The organism is Nonomuraea sp. NPDC003727 (assembly GCF_053586935.1).
Map to the genome: position 1 here is coordinate 74,170 of NZ_JBSFNE010000021.1, position 17,162 is coordinate 91,331.

Annotated in this window: 18 protein-coding genes; 5 read left to right on the top strand and 13 right to left on the bottom strand. The window is 72.5% G+C overall.

Features of this window, described 5'->3' with window-relative positions:
* A partial coding sequence (locus tag ACWDLG_RS37420) for a CHAP domain-containing protein (protein WP_449929196.1) occupies positions 1–1,589 on the bottom strand: 1,589 nt, incomplete at its 3' end.
* Between the two features lie 204 nt (positions 1,590–1,793).
* On the opposite strand from ACWDLG_RS37420, the gene ACWDLG_RS37425 reads away from it, so the two are divergent.
* Together ACWDLG_RS37425 and ACWDLG_RS37430 are read left to right on the top strand one after the other, a co-directional pair.
* On the top strand, positions 1,794–2,405 hold the full coding sequence (locus tag ACWDLG_RS37425; protein WP_354917992.1) for a PaaI family thioesterase: 612 nt from the start codon (positions 1,794–1,796) through the stop codon (positions 2,403–2,405).
* Positions 2,406–2,513: 108 nt separating this feature from the next.
* A complete protein-coding gene (locus ACWDLG_RS37430) occupies positions 2,514–3,440 on the top strand; it encodes a hypothetical protein (RefSeq protein WP_449929198.1) in 927 nt (308 codons plus the stop codon).
* A 103-nt stretch (positions 3,441–3,543) separates the two neighbouring features.
* Here ACWDLG_RS37430 and ACWDLG_RS37435 read toward each other — a convergent pair whose 3' ends face one another.
* From ACWDLG_RS37435 to ACWDLG_RS37460, 6 genes are all read right to left on the bottom strand, one after another.
* Positions 3,544–4,293, bottom strand: a complete 750-nt coding sequence (locus tag ACWDLG_RS37435; protein WP_354917997.1) for a glucose 1-dehydrogenase — start codon at positions 4,291–4,293, stop codon at positions 3,544–3,546.
* Positions 4,280–6,403, bottom strand: coding sequence for an acetate--CoA ligase family protein (locus ACWDLG_RS37440; protein ID WP_449929201.1), 2,124 nt, complete (start codon positions 6,401–6,403; stop codon positions 4,280–4,282). The genes ACWDLG_RS37435 and ACWDLG_RS37440 overlap by 14 nt, the downstream gene beginning before the upstream one ends.
* Positions 6,393–7,895, bottom strand: a complete 1,503-nt coding sequence (locus ACWDLG_RS37445; protein ID WP_449929203.1) for a class I adenylate-forming enzyme family protein — start codon at positions 7,893–7,895, stop codon at positions 6,393–6,395. Before ACWDLG_RS37445 ends, ACWDLG_RS37440 begins: the two co-directional genes overlap by 11 nt.
* The gene (locus ACWDLG_RS37450) at positions 7,892–8,206 is read right to left on the bottom strand and encodes a VOC family protein (RefSeq protein WP_449929205.1); all 315 of its coding nucleotides are present in this window, start codon (positions 8,204–8,206) and stop codon (positions 7,892–7,894) included. Before ACWDLG_RS37450 ends, ACWDLG_RS37445 begins: the two co-directional genes overlap by 4 nt.
* A complete protein-coding gene (locus ACWDLG_RS37455) occupies positions 8,203–8,553 on the bottom strand; it encodes a Zn-ribbon domain-containing OB-fold protein (RefSeq protein ID WP_449929207.1) in 351 nt (116 codons plus the stop codon). Before ACWDLG_RS37455 ends, ACWDLG_RS37450 begins: the two co-directional genes overlap by 4 nt.
* 69 nt (positions 8,554–8,622) lie before the next feature.
* Positions 8,623–10,506 (bottom strand): protein kinase domain-containing protein, encoded by a 1,884-nt coding sequence (locus ACWDLG_RS37460; RefSeq protein WP_449929209.1) that lies wholly within the window; start codon positions 10,504–10,506, stop codon positions 8,623–8,625.
* A gap of 214 nt (positions 10,507–10,720) precedes the next feature.
* Between ACWDLG_RS37460 and ACWDLG_RS37465 the strand changes: the two genes are divergently transcribed.
* Positions 10,721–11,581 carry an FRG domain-containing protein gene (locus ACWDLG_RS37465; protein ID WP_449929211.1) on the top strand — a complete coding sequence of 287 codons (861 nt, stop codon included), beginning with the start codon at positions 10,721–10,723 and terminating at the stop codon, positions 11,579–11,581.
* A gap of 93 nt (positions 11,582–11,674) precedes the next feature.
* Here the strand turns inward: ACWDLG_RS37465 and ACWDLG_RS37470 are convergent, their stop codons facing one another.
* From ACWDLG_RS37470 to ACWDLG_RS37490, 5 genes are all read right to left on the bottom strand, one after another.
* Positions 11,675–12,121 (bottom strand): DUF4383 domain-containing protein, encoded by a 447-nt coding sequence (locus ACWDLG_RS37470; protein ID WP_449929213.1) that lies wholly within the window; start codon positions 12,119–12,121, stop codon positions 11,675–11,677.
* Positions 12,122–12,213: 92 nt separating this feature from the next.
* Positions 12,214–12,906, bottom strand: a complete 693-nt coding sequence (locus ACWDLG_RS37475; protein WP_449929215.1) for a poly-gamma-glutamate hydrolase family protein — start codon at positions 12,904–12,906, stop codon at positions 12,214–12,216.
* Positions 12,907–13,148: 242 nt separating this feature from the next.
* Positions 13,149–14,009, bottom strand: a complete 861-nt coding sequence (locus tag ACWDLG_RS37480) for a CU044_5270 family protein (protein WP_449929217.1) — start codon at positions 14,007–14,009, stop codon at positions 13,149–13,151.
* Complete coding sequence (locus ACWDLG_RS37485) at positions 14,002–14,574, bottom strand: RNA polymerase sigma factor (RefSeq protein WP_449929219.1); 573 nt, start codon at positions 14,572–14,574, stop codon at positions 14,002–14,004. The genes ACWDLG_RS37480 and ACWDLG_RS37485 overlap by 8 nt, the downstream gene beginning before the upstream one ends.
* Positions 14,575–14,820: 246 nt before the next feature.
* Entirely contained in the window at positions 14,821–15,309 is a 489-nt protein-coding gene (locus ACWDLG_RS37490; RefSeq protein WP_449929221.1) for a MarR family winged helix-turn-helix transcriptional regulator, read from the bottom strand.
* Between ACWDLG_RS37490 and ACWDLG_RS37495 the strand changes: the two genes are divergently transcribed.
* Positions 15,308–15,910, top strand: coding sequence for a MarR family winged helix-turn-helix transcriptional regulator (locus tag ACWDLG_RS37495; RefSeq protein WP_449929223.1), 603 nt, complete (start codon positions 15,308–15,310; stop codon positions 15,908–15,910). The genes ACWDLG_RS37490 and ACWDLG_RS37495 overlap by 2 nt on opposite strands.
* A gap of 202 nt (positions 15,911–16,112) precedes the next feature.
* Here ACWDLG_RS37495 and ACWDLG_RS37500 read toward each other — a convergent pair whose 3' ends face one another.
* The gene (locus ACWDLG_RS37500) at positions 16,113–16,310 is read right to left on the bottom strand and encodes an alpha/beta hydrolase (RefSeq protein ID WP_449929225.1); all 198 of its coding nucleotides are present in this window, start codon (positions 16,308–16,310) and stop codon (positions 16,113–16,115) included.
* Positions 16,311–16,670: 360 nt separating this feature from the next.
* Between ACWDLG_RS37500 and ACWDLG_RS37505 the strand changes: the two genes are divergently transcribed.
* On the top strand, positions 16,671–17,069 hold the full coding sequence (locus tag ACWDLG_RS37505; protein WP_449929227.1) for a hypothetical protein: 399 nt from the start codon (positions 16,671–16,673) through the stop codon (positions 17,067–17,069).
* The last annotated feature ends 93 nt before the right edge of the window (positions 17,070–17,162 follow it).

Below are 17,162 nucleotides of genomic sequence, written 5' to 3' on the forward strand. Positions count from 1 at the left end.
AGGTTGAGGTCCGTGCCCAGGATGGCGTCGTCGTCCCTGAACGGGTTGCCGCCGGCGCCGAAGAGGTTGAGGTCGGTGCTCAGGACGTCGCCCTGGCGGGCCGCGCTGAAGGCGTCGAACGGCGCCGTGGTCGAGGACTCCAGCTCGGCCAGGACCGCGTTCGACGCCTCGAGGCCAGCGGCGAGTGCGGCGGCCGCGTCGAGGTCGGACTGCCGGGTATGCGAGAGCGTGTCGAGCGCGGCCGAGCCGGTGGCGGCGACCGTCGACGACGCCGCCGCACCGGCCGAGGCGCTGAGGGCGAGGGACGCGTCCGCGACCGAGGGCAGGCCGGTGAGCAGGGGCGCGGCCGAGGGAAGGCTGGTGACGGAGAACGGGGTCGCCGTGGGGGGCGCCAGTTCGGGGGTGGTCGTCGTGGCGGCGAGCAGCGGCTCGGGACGCGCCTGCCCTGGAGCGCGGCGGCGCGTTCCGGCGGAACGGCGGCCTGGCCGGCGCGTCGTGCGGGACGGGGCCGGGGCGGCGGGCCGTACCCGCAGCTGGCGGGTGCGGGCCACGGCCAGCAACCCGAGGGCGGCCAGCAGCACGGGCCCGATGATCGCGGGGGAGCCGATGCCGGGCGCCGGCGTCGTGGACGAGGCGTCCTTGAAGGCCGTGACGGGTTCGCGGGTGGTGGCCTCGGTGTCGGCGGTGGCGGGCTTGGCGTGCTTGCCCTTCTTGGTGCCCGGCTGCTGTGCGTTGGTGCCGGGCTGCCGCGCGGCGGTCGCCACGGGCGCCTCGGCGGGCCGCGAGGTGCCGATCGAAGTGCCGGGCGAGGTGCCGGGCGAGGTGCCGGTCGAGGTGCCGGGCGACGGGCTGGGGGAGCTGGGGGAGCTGGAGGAAGGGGAGGCGGAGACCGCAGAGGTGGAGAGCGGGGAGGTGGAGAGTGGGGCGGCGGGCGAGACGGCGTGCTCGCGGCCGGCCACGGACACCGAGGGGGCCGTCGAGGGGGCCTCGTGCCTGGGGATGAGCGCGGTGACGCTCGTCGTCTCGGTCTGCGCCGGCAGCTGGAGCCGGTCGACCTGACTGGGCTCGGTGTCGGGCGCCAGTGACCCGTCGACCTCGGCCTCCTTCAGCTTGGCCGCGTCGAGCCGCTTCTTGATCTTCTCCGGATAGCCGTAGCCCGCGACCTTGCTCTGGTCGCGCTCCTTGCGCTTGGCGATGCCGCCGTCGATGTTGCCCTCGATCGTGAAGATCGTGTCCCCTTCGACCCTGGTGACGATGCCCACGTGGTCGATGTTGTCGATCTTGTTGGAGCCGCTCCAGTCGTAGAAGACCAGGGCGCCCGGCTTCGGCTGGTGACCCCAGGCGTCGTTCTCCTTGAACCACTTGGCGTGCGCGACGGTATAGGCGAACTGCCCGACCCACTCCTCGTAGCCGAGCTTGTGGGCCGCCCAGGACAGGAACATGTCACACCAGGGAGCGCCGCTGTAGTCGGCGTCGAACTCGACCGTCTTGCCGTACCAGTCGCCGAACTTGGTGTACGCGCCTTTGCCCTCGGAGTAGCCGAGTTCGCTCTCGAGGAGCTTGATGAGCTTGTCTGTCTCTGGGGTCATGGAAGTATGGGGAAACCTTCCGTGCACGATGGGGCTCGTGAGGTTGGAGGCTACCTTGGGAAAGAGCAGGTCAAGCACGTCCCAACCGCAGCCCAGGCGATCCCGGAAGGTGAAACCCCAGGTCAAGAGCGATTCAGGATTTTCTCCAGAAAACCGACATATCCCAAAAAGATCTACCGAATGGGGTTCGGTAAGGTGTGCCGCATGTCGGTCGAACTAGGAACCGAGGAAACCCGCCTCGCCGCCCTCTGTGCCCTTACCCAGCAGACCCGTGAGCTGATGGACGCGGTCGCGCTGACCGACGTCGCCGAGGCCGATCTGGTCGCCGCCACCGCCGCCCTGGCCGCGGTCACCGAGCGCCTGCGCGCCACCGTCCGCCAGACGCCCCAGCCGTTCGAGATCGCCCCCGACGGCACGCTGCGGCACCTCGGCAACGCCGTCACCGGCGCCGCGAACCCGCACGCGCTGCCCCTGGTCATCGAGGTCTTCGACGGCGGCGTGCGGGCTGACGTGATCTTCAAGCCGATGCACGAGGGCCCGCCGAACGGCGTCCACGGCGGCATCAGCGCCATGATCCTCGACCACATGCTCGGCCAGGCCGTCGCCACCGCGGGCTCGGCGGGGATGACGGGCACGCTGACCGTCCGCTACCGCAGCCCGGTGCCGTACGGCACGGCGCTGGTCGCCACCGCCGAGTACACCCGCACCGAGGGCCGCAAGACATGGGCGGAGGGCCGCATCGCGCTGCCGGGCGGCGAGACGCTGGTGGAGGCCACGGGCCTGTTCATCACCCCCGCGGCGTGGCTGGGTCTCTGACCCCGAAGCGGTCCGCGACGGCCCTGACCTGGCCGGAAGATCGTCACGCACAGTGAGCGTTATCGATTCGTTGTCAACCGGGGGTGAGTCTTCCGGGTCCAACCCGATGTGAAGATCTTGTACGGCACGTTCGCGTTCGTCCTGCTGGCCCAGGTGCTCAGCGGCGGTTTCGCGTCGGGCCCGACACCTCTTCGAGCCGCGTGGCTGCAGGCGAGGCCGACCAACGACGGCGAGGTGCCGACCGGCACGTGGCAGCTCGAGTTCGCCGACGGCAAGCGGAAGAACCTCTCGGTGGCGCGGGCCGCGACCACCCCGGGGGACGCCGCCCCGGTCGCCATCAGCGGCGACGGCCTGCACCTGGCTTACGTCCGCACGAGCGACCGGCGCGTGGTCGTCGCCTCGATGGCGGGCGGCGAGAGCTTCGTCGGGCCGTCCGGTGCGCACGTCAGGGCCATGTGGCTGAGCGAGGACGGCAGCCGCCTGCTCATCGACCACTACGACGAGCGGCTCGGCGACGGGCGGCGCGCCACGGACACCGCCGACCTGCTCGTCGAGGTCGGCTCGGGCCGTACCGTGTCGCTGCCCGTGGGCGGCGAGCCCGCGGGTTTCAGCGCGGACGGGGACGAGGTGCTGTCCAGGCGGCAGCTGAAGGACGACACCGTCCAGGTGTCGGCGCACCGGACGGACGGCACGTCGGCCGCCTGGATTCCGTCGCGGGACGTCGTGCCGGCCGACCTCGCGCTGTCGGCCGACGGCGGCACACTGGTCACGCTGGAGCAGGGCAGGCTGCGCCGCTACGACCTCGCGGCCGGGCAGTGGCTGGCCGGAGAGGTGTCGCTGGGCCCCTCGGCGTACGGCCTGGCGTGGCGGGCGGGTGAGCTGACGGTGAAGGTCGGCGCGCACGGCGCGGAGAACCGGTGGAACGTCCAGGTGCTGGCCGTCGACCCGGCGACGGGTGCGACACGCACGGTGGACAGCTACCGGCTGCCGGGGTGGACCGACGACGGCGCGCTGTTCATGGCGGTGCAGCGATGACCGGCCGGATGCTCGCGGCGGGTGTCGCGCTCGCCGCCCTGCTCGCGCCGGGCGCGCTCACCTCGGCCGCGCTCGCCTCGCCCGCCACGGGCGGGGGTCCCGGTCAGTAGCCGGCGCCCGTCAGCAGGCCGCCGTCCACGGTGAACTCGCTGCCGGTGCAGTAACTGGACCGGTCCGAGGCCAGGAACGCCACCACGTGCGAGACCTCGACCGGTTTGGCGAAGCGCTTGATGACCATCGACTTCACGAACGCCTCGCCGTCGACCTCGGCCATCAGGTCCGGGTCGGTGGCCATCGGGGTGTTGATCGCGCCGGGGTGGACGGAGTTGACGCGGATCTTGAACGGGGCGAGCTCGCGCGCCGCCGCCTTGGTCACGCCGCGCACGCCGAACTTGGAGGCGGCATAGGCCGACAGCCCCGCCGCGCCGATGAACCCCTCGATGGAGGAGATGTTCACGATCGAGCCGCGTCCGGCCGCCTTCATGGCGTCGATGACCGACTTGATCCCCAGCCAGGTCCCTGTGAGGTTGACGCCGACGACCCGCTGGAAATCCTCCAGCGACATATCACTGATACGGCCATATTTCAGGATCCCGGCGTTGTTGACGAGGATGTCGAGCCTGCCATGGGTGTCGACCGCGGTGCCGACGGCGCGCTCCCACTCGGCGGGGTTCGTCACGTCGTGATGGACGAACGTGGCGCCGGTCGCCTCGGCCAGCTGCTTCCCCTCGTCGTCGAGCACGTCACCGAAGACGACCCGGGCGCCCTCCTCCACGAACAGGCGCACGTGCGCCTCGCCCATGCCGCGCGCGCCGCCGGTGATCAGCGCGATCTTGCCGTCAAGCAGTCCCATCGGTGCCTCCACAGAAACGTTGACCGGCGGCGACGGCGATCGCGGCCGCCTCCATGGATCGGTAGACGGGTATACCCGCCTCGGCGGCGATCGCCCTGATCTCTTCCTCGACACCCGGCGGGGCGAATTCGCCGTTCCTGGTGACGAGCGTGACCCTGACGCCTTCGACCTCGCCCAGGTGGCGGGCGTAGGCGCGCAGGGGGTCGGCGCTGGTGCCGTAGGTGAAGAAGCTCTGCACGTTCACGTGGGCGACGACGTCCTGGTACGGCAGGCGGCGGACGATCGTGGTGATCACCTGCTTGACCAGGTCGGGCCTGCCGCGGGGGCCGACCGGGACCTCGAGGGGGTTGGCCAGCGAGCTTCCCACGCCCAGGCCGAGCGCCCTGAGGTCGTCGAGCACGTCGGCGGGGAGGGGGTCGAGGGTGAGGCCCGCGCCGTCGAAGGCGTCGGCGGCGAGCACACCGGCGCCGCCGCTGGGGCCCACCACCAGCACCCCGGGGAGGGACCCCGAGCCGGTCGCGGGGCCGAAGTCGGCGGGCGTGCGGCGGGTGGTCGCGGGGCCGGGGTCTTGCGGGGTGGGAGGGGCCGGGATCGCGGGGCCTGGGTCGGTGGGGGTGCGGCGGGAGGGGAGGCGGGGGGCGTGGGACTGGAAGTAGGCCAGGGCGCCGATCAGGGCGTCCTGGGTGGTGACGAGCGTGGCGCCGGTCTGGTCGGCCAGGGCCTGCCAGATCCGGGAGTCGGTCACCATCCCCCCGGTGTGCGAGGCGGCCGCCCTGCGCCCCTGGCCGCTGCGCCCGCCCACCAGCATCACGACCGGCAGCGGACAGCCCGCCAGCGCCGAGAACAGCGCGCGCCCGTCGCGCGGATCCTCCAGGTAGAGCCCGACGACGGCGGTCGACGGGTCGTCGGACAGCCAGCGCAGCAGCTCGGCGGGCGTCACGTCGGCCGCGTTCCCGACCGTGGCGACCCGGCTGAAGGCCAGCCCCCGCCGCTCGCCCACCTTGATCACCTCACCGGCCAGCCCGCCGCTCTGCGAGATCAGCGCGACCGTGCCCGCCGGTCCGAGCCCGCCGCCGACGAAGGTCTGCCGCCCCCGCGGGCAGTAGACGCCCATGCAGTTGGGCCCGAGCAGCCGCGTCCCCGCCTCGCGGGCCGCCGCGACCAGCGCCGCCTCCAGGTCCGCGCGGCCCGCCTCGCCGAACCCGCCGCTCATGACCTGCGTGTACGGCACGCCGCGCGCCTGCCGTACCACCTCGGCGCAGCGCGGCGCGGGCACCGCCACCAGCGCGTAGTCGGCGCCGGCCGCCGCCAGCGAGGGCACCGCGGGCACCCCGCCGACCGCGGCGGCCGTGGGGTGGACGGCCACCACGTCCGCGCCCGCCGCCAGGTAGAACTCCAGGAACATGTTGCCGAAGGTGGGCTTGCTCGACGACGCCCCCACCACGGCGACCCGGCGCGGCTCGAACAGGGCGGTGAAGTCCCGCGCGACGGGCGGGACGAAGGACGGAGCGGCGGAGGGCAGGTAGCGGGCGTCCACGGCGATCACGCCGGAGGGGCCGGCGATCACCGGGTTGAGCTCGAACTCGCCCAGCTCCAGCCGTTCCCAGAGCCCCCCGTGCCCGCCGATCGCCAGCAGGAGCTTCACGACCGCGTCCACGTCGGCGGGCGGCGCGCCGCGGTAGCCGTCCAGGAGGGCGGAGCCGCGCAGCGACGCCAGCATGCGCCGCGCGTCGGCCTCGGAGACGGGGCACAGGCGCAGCGCGGTGTCGTGCAGCACCTCGGTCCACACCCCGCCGAGCCCAGCCAGCAGGACGGGGCCGAACCCGGGGTCGCGCACCAGCCCGACGATCAGCTCGACCCCCGGCGGGGCCTGCTCCTCGATCAGGAAGCCGGCGCCGAGCCGCTCGCGCATCTCGGTGACGGCGGGGCCGAGCGTGTCGTGGGTCAGGCCGAGCCGTACCCCTCCCGCGTCGGACTTGTGCAGCAGGCCCGCGGCCTTGAGGACCAGCGGCGGGGTCAGCGTCCCGGCGAGCGCGGGGTCGGTGACCCCGCGCGGCACCGGGATGCCGGCCTGCCTGAGCAGCTCCTTGACCTGGTGTTCAGTCCACAAGGTGCCGGTACGTCTCTCGGATCTCGCGCCGCAGCAGCTTGCCGGGGCCGCCCGAGGCGTCCGCGGCGTGCGGGAGCGACTCGGTGACCACGATCGCGTCGGGCCGCTGGTGCGGCGGCAGGATGTCCGCCAGCGCGAGCGCGATCTTGGACGAGTCGAGCGTCTCCCCGGTGACCGGCACCACCGCGAGCAGGATCCGGCCGTCGCCGACCCCGACCGCGCCCGCCTCCGCCACCGCGTCGAGCGCCGTGGCCGCCTCCTCGACGGTGGAGGGCTGGGTCCAGACGCCGCCCTTGAGGATCGCGTCCTCGCGCCGCCCGAGCACCTGCAGCACGCCGTCGGCCGACAGGGTGCCGAGGTCGCCGCCGACGTACCACTCGCCGCGCAGCACCTCGGCGGTCGTGTCGGGCAGCCGGTCGTAGCCCGCCATCCGGTGCGGCCCGGCCAGGTTGATCTCGCCGACGGTGTCGACGACGCGCGCGCCCGACGGGTCGGTGATCGCGACGGCGCAGCCGGTGCGGGCCCTGCCCGAGGTGCCGAGCGGGGTCGAGCCGTCGTCGACCCGGCCCACGCAGGTGTAGGGGGCCTCGGTCTGGCCGTAGTAGGAGTAGACGCCCGCGCCGGGTAACCGCTGCTTGATCCTCGACAGCAGCGAGGCGGTCAGCGGCTCGCCGCCGAGCATGATGACGCTGATCGACGACAGGTCGACCTGCTCGTGCTCGGGCGAGCCGAGCAGCGCCGCGTAGAAGGAGGGGATCTGCGAGACGTGGGTGACCTTCTCCCTCGGGACGACCTTCAGGAAGTTGGCCGGCCCCCAGTCCTGCTCGAGGACCAGGCGCATCCCTGCGTGGAGGGCGGGCCCGACGATCGCGGGGAAGCCGATGCCCCAGATGATCGCGCCGGTGCCGAAGACCGAGTCGGGCGCGCGCGGGACGTCGAGCCAGATCTGGGCAGTGGCCAGGCTGGAGGCGTGCGTGTGGACGACCGGCTTGGGCAGGCCGGTCGTGCCGGAGGTGTAGTACAGCGCCAGCGGGTCGTCGAAGCCGGCGCCGAGCGGCGGCTCGCCCTCCTCCGGCGAGGTCAGCTCGGCCGCGTCGATCCACGTGGTGATCTGCGGCAGCGCGGGCCTGATCTCCTCGACGATCCGCGCGACGGTGGCGTCGTGGACGAACGCCGTGCACCCCGAGGCGGCGACCACCTCTCGCAGCGTCTCCACCGGCCAGTAGGGGTTGAGCGCCGCCGTGACGGCTCCCACCTTGGCCTGCGCGAGGTAGACCTCCGCCACCGTCAGCGTCTCGTTGAGCAGCGCCGCGACCCGCTGTCCCGGCAGCACGCCCGCCGCGATCAGCGCGTGCGCGCGCCGGTTGACCGCCCTGTTCAGCTCGTCGTAGGTGAGGCTCCGCTCGCCGCAGTAGGTGAGCGCGACCCGGTCGGGGGTACGCAGCGCGTTGGCCGTCAGGATCGCGTAGGCGTAGTTGCCGTAGGGCGTCATCGAGAACCTCCGGGGGAGTAGAGCACGAAGAGGTTTCCTGAGGGGTCGCGCATGACCGCGCGCGTCTCGTGCGGCCCCGCCTCGGGCTCCCTCGCCACCGCGCCGCCCCTGTCGAGGAAGTCCCGTACGGCCTGCTCCAGGTCGTCCACCTTGAGGCAGAACGCCGTCGCGCCGGTGAGCTGCTCGGCCGGGCCGGCGAGCCCGATCCCGCCTTCCAGCAGCGCGAACCTGTCGCCGTCCTGGAACCTCACCGGAAGCCCGTAGAAGGCGATCGCCTTGCCGACGTCCTCCACGGGGATGAAAACGTTCACCTGGGCCTCCATTGCGGCAGTTCGTCGCTGAACGTCACCCGCACCGGCATCCCGATGCGCACCTGGTCGGGTGGGCACTCCACCACTCGGCCGAATGCGCGCGCCCCCTCCGGCAGGTCCACCCAGGCCAGCACGTACGGCTCCCGCCCGTGGAACTCGGGGACGAACGAGCGGTGCACCACGGTGAAGGTGTGCACCACGCCGTCGCCGGAGACCGGCTCGAAGGCGAGCTCGCCTCCGCCGCACCACGGGCACGCGGGGGCGGGCAGGTGGACCCGCCGCTCGCAGTCCGCGCATCGCTGAATGACCAACTCGCCGCGCGCGCAGGCGGCCCAGTAGGTGTCCATCGACTGCCAAGCTAGCGCACGCTTGGTTGACTCACAAGGGCGTCGCCGGCCGGCGGACCAGGCGCTCGCTCACGACTCCTCCGACGGCGGCAGAGCGGCCTCGCCGTCCGGCCACAGGCCGTCGTCGCCGGGCTCGGCCTCCTGCGCCGGCGGCTCCGCGGTGACCCGCGGCTCCGGCGCGTCCGGGTCAGGGGCGCCGGCGGGCACGCTGGTGGACGAGGACGTCGCCCCCGCCGTCGTCGAGGAGGCGGTGGGCGAGGTGGCCGTGGAGGAGACGCCCGCGGACGGCGTGCCGGTCGGGGAGGCCCGCGTGGGCGACGACGCGCACGGCGGCCCGTCCACCGGGATCTCGCTGATCTGCGGGCCGTTCGCCGCCGCCCGCTCGGTCTGCACGATCACCCCTAGGTAGGCCCGCCGCCCGCAGGCCACCGCACCGAGGTCGCGCGCCACCGGCACGGTGTAGGCGGTGCTGCCCTTCAGCTCCTTCACGTCCTCGTGGATCGTGCGGGCCGGCCCGTCGCCCTCCCTGCGGGTGTAGCTGACGCGCAGCCGTACGGGGCCGGGGCCCTCGGTCGCGACCTTCACCGTCCCCGCCGACCCGCTCCAGGTGAGGATGCCGGCGGACTTGACGGCGGGCGGCAGCACGCCCGCCCTCGGCCGCGCGCTCGTGGGCGGTGCGGGCGAGCCGGACGGGCGGCCCGGCGGCTGTGTCGCCGGCTGTGTCGCCGGCGGTGTCGGCGGTTTCGGGGGTGCCGGCGGTCTCGTCGTCGGCGGGGACGTCACCCCCGTGCCCGGCGGCCGGCTCACCGGCGCGGTGCTCGTGGAGGCACTCGTCCTGGACGCGGCGGGCCGGTGCGTCGTCCTCCCGGTCGTCGGTTTCGAGTCGACCGGCGTGGCGCCCAGCTCGAAGGGCGACTTGGGCGGGGGCGCGAGGAAGGTGCCGGGCCCCGGCGGCAGCCGTCCCCCGCTGACCAGCAGCGCGACCAGCGTCGCGACCAGCGCCCCGCCCGCGATCCACAGGTGCGGCGGCAGCCTCGGCGCCCGCCGCTCCCGCACCAGCGATCCCCTCGCCTGCGTCTCCTGCGGCGAGCCCGGATTGGCCAGCGGATAGCGCAGCGCGAGCAGCGTGGCCAGCTCGCCCAGATGCCTGCGGCCCCGCTTCTCCCATTCCCCGCCGAACCCGGCGACCGCCGCCACCTCCAGCTCGGCCGCGAACTCCCTGGCCGAGCGCGGCCGGCCCGCGGGATCCTTCGCCAGCCCGCGCCGTAACAGCTCGCGGACCGCGTCGGGCACCACCTCCACCGGCACCGGCTCCACCAGATGCTTGTCGCGCAGCGCCGCCACGTCCGGCGCCCGGTAGGGCTGCCGCCCCGTGACGCACTCGAACAGCACGCAGGTCGCCGCGTACAGGTCGGTCAGCACACTGGCCGTGCCCGCGGTCCACAGCTCGGGCGCCATGTACGGCGGGCTGCCCGCCGGCACCCCCGGCTCCTCCACGTGGACGGCCAGGCCGAAGTCGGCCAGCTTGCTCGTCCCGTCCGCCTGGACCAGCACGTTGTCCGGCTTCACGTCGCGATGCGCGATGCCCCGCTCGTGCGCCGCCGCCAGCCCGAGCAGCGTCCCCTTCAGCACGGCCAGCGCCGCCTCCGGACTGGTCCTGCGGTGCTCGGCCAGGATGGCCCGCAACGACACCCCGTCGACCAGCTCCATCACCACGGCGGTCCTGGTGGGCGTCTCGACGTACTCGTAGAAGCGCACGACGTTCGGGTCGTCGATCTCCACCAGGCCCGGCGTCTCCGCCCTGAACCGCTCCATGAACTCGGCGTCCCTGCGCAGGGTGGCGTTCAGGTACTTGATCGCCACGTAGGCGCCGGTGGACTGGTAGGTGGCGAGGAAGACCCGGCCCGTACGGCCGGCGCCCAGCTGACGTACTTCGCGGTAACCCGGAACCAAACCAGCCCCCATGCGCAGCGCGTGTCACTGTTTCGACGGTCTCACCCGGGGTTCCGGTTGTCACGACTCACACTGTTTCACCCACTGTCACCGACAACTACGAGTCGTAGCCGTCCGGTGGTGTCCGTGTCGTACCAGCTCAGAGCGGGGACGTCCGCGCATAGCGGCAGGTCACGCAGGTGTGGAGCGGGGCGGCAGGGGGCAGCGGAGCCGTATGACGATGACTGAGGTGGCGTCGTGGCGGCAGTTGGACGACGCCATCCGCGAGGTGGGGCAGCGGTGCGGGCAGGAGCACGCGCACTCGACCCTGGTCTACCGCGGCCTGGCGCGCAGCGCCTACTCGCACGTGTCGGGACTGGCCCGGCTGGAGGGCGACTACGCCGCCCTCGAACCGCACCTGATCCGCAACTTCCGCAAGTACGCCCACACCAGGGCACCCGGCCCGACGCTGTGGGACTGGCTGGCCCTCGGACAGCACCACGGCCTGCCCACGCGCCTGCTGGACTGGACGTTCTCGCCGCTGGTGGCGCTGCACTTCGCCACCGCCTCATGGCCGGAGGACGACGCCGTGCTGATGGCGGTGGACTGCTCGGGCGCCCACCGGCTGCTGCCCGAGCCGCTGCGCGCAGTGCTCGACCGGGAGGGGGCCCTGGTCTTCTCCACCGAGATGCTGGCCGAACGGGCCCGCGACCTGGCGTGCTTCGACGCGCTCGGCCGGGAGCGGCCGTTCCTGGCCTACTTCGAGCCGCCCTCGATGGACGATCGGGTGGTCAACCAGTCGTCGGTGCTGTCGGCGCTGTCCAGCCCCGTGGTGCAGCTGGAGCGCTGGCTGGGTGAGCATCCGGACCTGTGGTGGGGCTGGCTGATCCCCCGCCGGGTCAAGGCGGACATCAGGGGCTGGCTCGACCAGGCGAACGTCACCGAACGGATCCTGCTGCCCGGGTTGGACGGCCTCGCGGCCTGGCTGCGGCGCTACTACAGCCCCAACGCCCGCTACGACGCGGCGAACGGCGGGGGCGCGTGGATGGCCGGCGCGGAGAACGGCCGCCAGCGGGAGGGACGGATGGACACGTGACCACCCCGCGCCACGCCAGGCGGTCACGCTTGTCGGGCTGCCGCGGGCCGGCCGCACGTCACGCGGCAGCGTGGGGCGGTCGCGCTTGCCGCGCTACCGCGAGGTGGTCACACGGTCACGCGTCAGCAGGAAGCCCAGGGCGACCATGCCGAGCCCCAGGAAGAGGTGCAGCCAGTTGTCCGCCACGTTGACGGGCACGAAGTTGGCCGGGCTGTGGTGACCGATGAGCAGCCCGTACACCCACAGCAGCAGGTAGACCACGCCGCCGACGATCAGGTAGCCGCGCGCGCCCGCCCAGGTCCGGGCCAGCAGGATGCCCGCGACGCCGAACAGCAGGTGGACGACGTTGTGCAGGACCGACACCTGGAAGAGGCCGAGCAGCAGCGCGCCCGACCCGGGTCCGGCGACGGCCAGCGCGTGATAGTGCGTGGTGATGCCGGGGATGAAGCCGAGTACGCCGACGAGCAGGAACACCGCGCCGACGACGAGCGCGGCCAGCTGCACCGGAGATCGGGTGACGGGTTTGCGCCGCGTGTCCATGAGACCCTCCTCGGGGACGAGGTCCTGCGGTGCAGCTACCCTCGGCCGGCCGCTTCACGCCGGTCAGGCCACCGATGCCGCTCCCGTCCCGGTCAGGAGAGCGCGCTGTCGACCGCGGCGACGTACCGGTAGAAGGCCTTGGTGCGGTGGGCGGGGTCCTCGATCCAGGCGCGGCTCAGGTCGCCCCCGGCGAAGAACTGCTTGCGCTGCCCGCGGCTCAGCTCCAGCTGCACGCCCATGCCTCTGCGGTTCCGGTTCGCGATGTTGGCGGGGCTGTCGCCGTTGATCTCTTCCGGCGTCGACGCCGCGACGGTGAACCCCGCGGCGCGCAGCGCGGTGGTGATCTTCTTGGCCAGCTTCCTGTCGCGACCGCCGACGTAGGTGGTCGCCTCGGCGCCGGCGGCGGCGTGCCAGGAGACGGTGTAGTCGACCGCGGCGACCAGCGCGCGCGCTCGCGGCTCGTCGAAACGGGTGGAGGTGATGTGCAGGTCGCCGTTGTCCGAGGGCTTGATGCCCTCGAAGGAGTAGAAGGCGTGCCTGCCGCCCGCCGCGTGGTCGGCCAGCTGGGTCGTCGGCGCCTCGATCGCGCCGCCGTGGATGGCGATGTGCGCCACCGTGGCCTTCCTGGGCAGGCGCTGGACGCGCCGGTAGTCCTTGCCCTCGGTCTCGTGCGCGGCCAGCTCGGCATAGTTGCTGTAGACGTCGGCCGGCTTGGCGGCATGGGCGGTGGGGGTGGCGCCCAGAGCGAGGAGGCCGGTGACGACGGCCGGGATGACGCTTCTCATATGGCGGTCAGCTTAGTGCCCGCGAACGAACAAGATGATCGCGGCGTGAGGAGACCCAGCGAAACGCCTTCTGCGCGGAGTGGCCTTCCGGTGGCAACGGCGTTGTTCGTGCCCTGCCGTACCGGAAGGTCTCGCGCCGGTGTCCGCCTCCGCTGCCACCCCTCCGGCGAAAACCTGCTGCTCCTGCGTGGCCTGCCGCTTTGGCCATGGAGCCGTCCGACGCCCCGGCCACGCCTGGCGGGTCAGTCGGGCAGTCGGTCGGTCCACTCGGTGGCGATCGTGACGGGGCCGCTGGAGTGCGCGGTGCCTCCGGTGAGCGGCGCCCAGACGGAGGTGTTCCGGAGCTGTCCGGTCTCCGGGTCAATGGTGAGCGTTTCCTGACCGTCGAGCACCGGCACTTGGAGCCGCCGTCCGCCGTCGGCATCGCCGAGGTCCTGGACACCGGGCCGGGCGGCGAGTGCCCGGTAGGCGGCGGCGCGAACCTCGGGTGAGACCGGGGCCTCGCTGATCAGGGACAGGAGGGATTCGATGGTGGCGCCCTCCTGCTGTTCGTCGCTCAGCTTGCCGGCGCTGGTGCGCAGACCGCCGTCCGCGACCGCCGACTTCAGCTTCTCGTACAGGCCGTTCGCGTCGGTGGGGAGCTGCCGCAGCGCCTCGAAGGTCATCCGCAGAGGTCCTATCGCGAACGGCTGGGGCTTGTCGGCGAACTGTGTCAGCTTGCCTTCGCCCTTGAGCCCTTCTCCCTTCAGCCAGAACCGGCCGTCCTTCTTGTACCAGTACTCCTGCTGCGGCTTACCCTCCTGGGTGATGGTGATGTGCCAGTACGTCCCTGACCCCTCGGGGGCGCGTTCCGCGGTGGTGGCCGCGACGAGCAGGACGTCTCGCGCGCCAGAGGCCGGCGGGGAGTTCCCGACGTGTCCCGGAACGATCACCAGAGCGGCTGCGACGGCCGCGGCGGCCGCGGGTACCAGCACCCACCGGAGTCCGATCCCGGGGGTACGGCGGCGCATGCTGCGGCGAAGCTCCTGCCGGCGCCGAGCGACCACGTCGGGCGACGGGTCCGGCTTGGCGAGCAATGTCCGAATCTCGTGCAGGTCATCCATGATTGCCCTCCTGGGCCATCGTCTTGTGGATCTTCTTGCGGGCGCGGCTGAGCCGGGAACCGACGGTGCCGTAGGAGATGCCGAGCGCTTCGGCGACTTCGTGGTGCGTCAGGTCGGCCAGGCCGACCAGCAGCACGACGTCACGCTCGCCCCGGTTGAGCGCGGCCAAGGCCCTCGCCAGACCGGGTCTCATGTGTTGGGCGGCCACCGAGTCGACCACGCGAGCCTCGTGGCTGCCGGCAGGTGGCTCAAGACCCGCCTTGGCCAGCGCCCGGTAGTGACGTGCCTCTTTGCGCCGGTGGCGGGCGATCAGGTTGGTGGCGATGCCGAACAGCCACGGCCGCAGCCCTCCGCGGGCGGTATCGAAGCGCCCGCGGTCGCGGAAGGCCAGGCAGAAGGTCTCCGCCGCGATGTCCTCCCCGGCCTGGGTGTCCAGCCGGCCGGCCGCATACAGGTACACGTCGTGGAAGTAACGGTCGTAGACGGCCGTGAACTCCTCCGCGTCCAGCCGAAAGCGGGCGACGAGCTCATCGTCGCCCGCTTGCTCGCGTGTCTCGGTCGTCACGTTCGGTCATCCTCCTGCGATCGGCTCTCACCCTCCCTTCGCCGCACCCGCGTCGGCCTTTCCCGCTTTCCGGGGACGGCCCTGCCGGCGGACTTTCCGGTGCCGGGGGAGACGAGGGCTGCGGCGGGCGGGTAGGGGATGCCGTGCCTGGGGTCGGAGCCGGTGTCAGCGACGCGGCGAGGCTCACCAGGGCGATCAGCGCCGGCGAGTCGGTCGCCGGACGCCTTGCGCCGCCGGCCGCGATCGCTACTCGGCGGCGGCACGCTCCAGGTTGCCGGCCATGCGCTGGAGGACGTCTACGGTTCGGCGGTACTCCTCTTCGGTGAGGCCGGTGAGGAAGGTGGAGCGGATGCCGTTCACCTTCTCGTGCACCGCGGCGTGCCCTGCCTGGCCCGCCGCTGTCAGCGTGTAGCGGCCCGCGTCGTCCTGGGCGAGCCAGCCGCGACGCGTGAGCTCGCCGGTGACGTCTTCCAGGGGGGCCGCGCCGGGTGTCCAGAAGGGCCGCAACGCCTCGGCAAGGTCGGCGGCGGTCCGCGGCGACTGATGCAGGACGTTCATGATCTGCCAGTGCCTCCGGGTGAGCTGCTGGTCGGCGAAGACACGCTCAGCCGTGGCTTCGATGAGACGGTCGAGGTGCTTGAGCCAGTAGCCGATGGGGCGTTCCATTACCATGTCCTTTTCCATATAGATGTCATATAACAAGTAAGTGTTCGGGAGCATATACTTGCGGATCATGGAACGCAACGGTGATGAGCACATCGAGACGATCGAACGGGCCATGGTGGCCATCCGTCGCAGCCAGAGCCGGCGCACCCTGGCGCGGCTCGCCGCAGGCCGCCAGGCGACCGGCTCGGGCGACGGCCATGAGATGACCTGTTCGGGCGGCCGTGAGACGACCGGTTCGGGCGGCCGTGAGACGACCGGTTCGGGCGACGGCCGCGAGATGGCCGGTTCGGGCGGCCGTGAGACGGCGGCGAGCGCCGTGCCGGGAGCCGGCACCGAGGTACTGGACGTCATCGAGGAGGCCGAGGAAGCAGGCGACGCCGCGACCGTCACCAGCGTGGCCACTGCTTTGAACATCGACCAGCCGCGCGCCAGCAAGCTGGTCGCCGCGGCCGTGGCGGCAGGCCTGGTGCGACGTGAGGCCGACCAGGCGGACGGCCGCCGCGCCCTGCTCGTACGAACGCCGGCCGGGCGCCGCCTGTCGGCCGAGATCCACGGTTTCCGGCAGCGGATCTACGCCGAGGCCATGAACGACTGGCCGGCCGCCGACCGCGCCAAGTTCGCCCGCCTTCTCGCCGGCTTCGTGGAATCACTGCGGACGGTCACCCGCTGAACCCGCACCGGCTCCATCGGGCTGAAGGCCGCCTCCAACTCGCCGTCGTGGAGGAGTGCGAGCGTCGGCATGTTCGGCCTGACCCTGGCCGGCGGGCGGTCGTAGGAGCCGCCGCCGCGGCCCCCGCCAGGGGCAGGTGAGGCCATGCCGGGCCGCCTTGACGTGGGGCTTGCCCCGTGATCACAAGCCCCACGAGCGTGGGTCAGCCGGTGCCCGGCGGCTCGCGCGCGAGTCGGTCGTGGGTGTCGACGCTGCCGAACACCCAGCCGGCGCCGTGGATGTAGAGGATCACGGGCAGCGTGCCCCGGATGTCGGCCGGCCTGACGACGCGGGCCGGGCCGGTCCCCGTCGGCCCGCCCTTCACCCTGATCCACTCATCGGTGACGTCGGGCTTGGGCACGCTGGGGTCGGACTGCAGGTCTTCGAGGATCCCGCGGCTCTCCTCGGTCGGGGGCTGGTGAGATGAACGGTTCCTTGGCGTCGGCGTCAGCGAACTGCTGGGCCGCGGGTTCCAGGACCGCCACCTCGTTCCGGGCCGCGTTCTGGGCCATGGGCGAAAAACTCCGCATCGTGTGAGTGGGTCGATGTCCGCGGTGAGTCCTGCCCCCACCCCCTTCCTTGAAGTCGTCATTTGGGATGGTTTGGGGGCTTTTTGGGCATGTGGTGTCCTGCCGTTCATGAGGGGCGTCAGGGCAGGGGCGGGGAGATCGGCCGCCGTGGCCGGACGCATCGATCTCTCCCGGACGGGTATCCGGCAACCATGCCGTACACACCCGACCCTGACCACCGTCGCCCCGAAGGTGCCGGCGACGCGGTCGTCGAGGGCCTCGGCCGCCTGTCGGAGGCGCTGGAGACGACCGAGCGCGCCCGCGGGCACCTCTACTCCTTCCACCAGCTCACCGGCACCGCCGACCGGACCCTCGACGACGTGGTCGACCTGCTGGAGTCGGCGGGCTGCGACGAACTGGCCCGGCGCATCCGCACGGAACTGCTCGGCCGCGAGGTCCTGCCCGGCCGGTGGACCTTCCAGATCGTCGAGGAGTACGACGACGGCTACTACCAGACGTTCAAGGAGCTGGAACGGCAGGCCCGCACCCAACTGCTCGGCGGCAGGCGGCACGTCCACGAGGCCGAGATGCGGCAACGCCGCCAGACCTGAGCGCACCGGCCGGCCGTCCCCCTCCCGTTCCTGGAGCGTCGCGCCACCGGCGAGGACATCTTTCCCCCGGCCATGAGTGACGTGACGGCCGCG

What these genes read in the sequence shown, in the direction of transcription:
- ACWDLG_RS37425 (WP_354917992.1), top strand. Translation starts at nt 1,794, where the DNA reads ATGTCGGTCGAACTAGGAACCGAGGAAACCCGCCTCGCCGCCCTCTGT.
- ACWDLG_RS37435 (WP_354917997.1), bottom strand. Translation starts at nt 4,293, where the DNA reads ATGGGACTGCTTGACGGCAAGATCGCGCTGATCACCGGCGGCGCGCGC.
- ACWDLG_RS37445 (WP_449929203.1), bottom strand. Translation starts at nt 7,895, where the DNA reads ATGACGCCCTACGGCAACTACGCCTACGCGATCCTGACGGCCAACGCG.
- ACWDLG_RS37455 (WP_449929207.1), bottom strand. Translation starts at nt 8,553, where the DNA reads ATGGACACCTACTGGGCCGCCTGCGCGCGCGGCGAGTTGGTCATTCAG.
- ACWDLG_RS37465 (WP_449929211.1), top strand. Translation starts at nt 10,721, where the DNA reads ATGACGATGACTGAGGTGGCGTCGTGGCGGCAGTTGGACGACGCCATC.
- ACWDLG_RS37470 (WP_449929213.1), bottom strand. Translation starts at nt 12,121, where the DNA reads ATGGACACGCGGCGCAAACCCGTCACCCGATCTCCGGTGCAGCTGGCC.
- ACWDLG_RS37475 (WP_449929215.1), bottom strand. Translation starts at nt 12,906, where the DNA reads ATGAGAAGCGTCATCCCGGCCGTCGTCACCGGCCTCCTCGCTCTGGGC.
- ACWDLG_RS37480 (WP_449929217.1), bottom strand. Translation starts at nt 14,009, where the DNA reads ATGGATGACCTGCACGAGATTCGGACATTGCTCGCCAAGCCGGACCCG.
- ACWDLG_RS37495 (WP_449929223.1), top strand. Translation starts at nt 15,308, where the DNA reads ATGGAACGCAACGGTGATGAGCACATCGAGACGATCGAACGGGCCATG.
- ACWDLG_RS37490 (WP_449929221.1), bottom strand. Translation starts at nt 15,309, where the DNA reads ATGATCCGCAAGTATATGCTCCCGAACACTTACTTGTTATATGACATC.
- ACWDLG_RS37505 (WP_449929227.1), top strand. Translation starts at nt 16,671, where the DNA reads ATGCCGTACACACCCGACCCTGACCACCGTCGCCCCGAAGGTGCCGGC.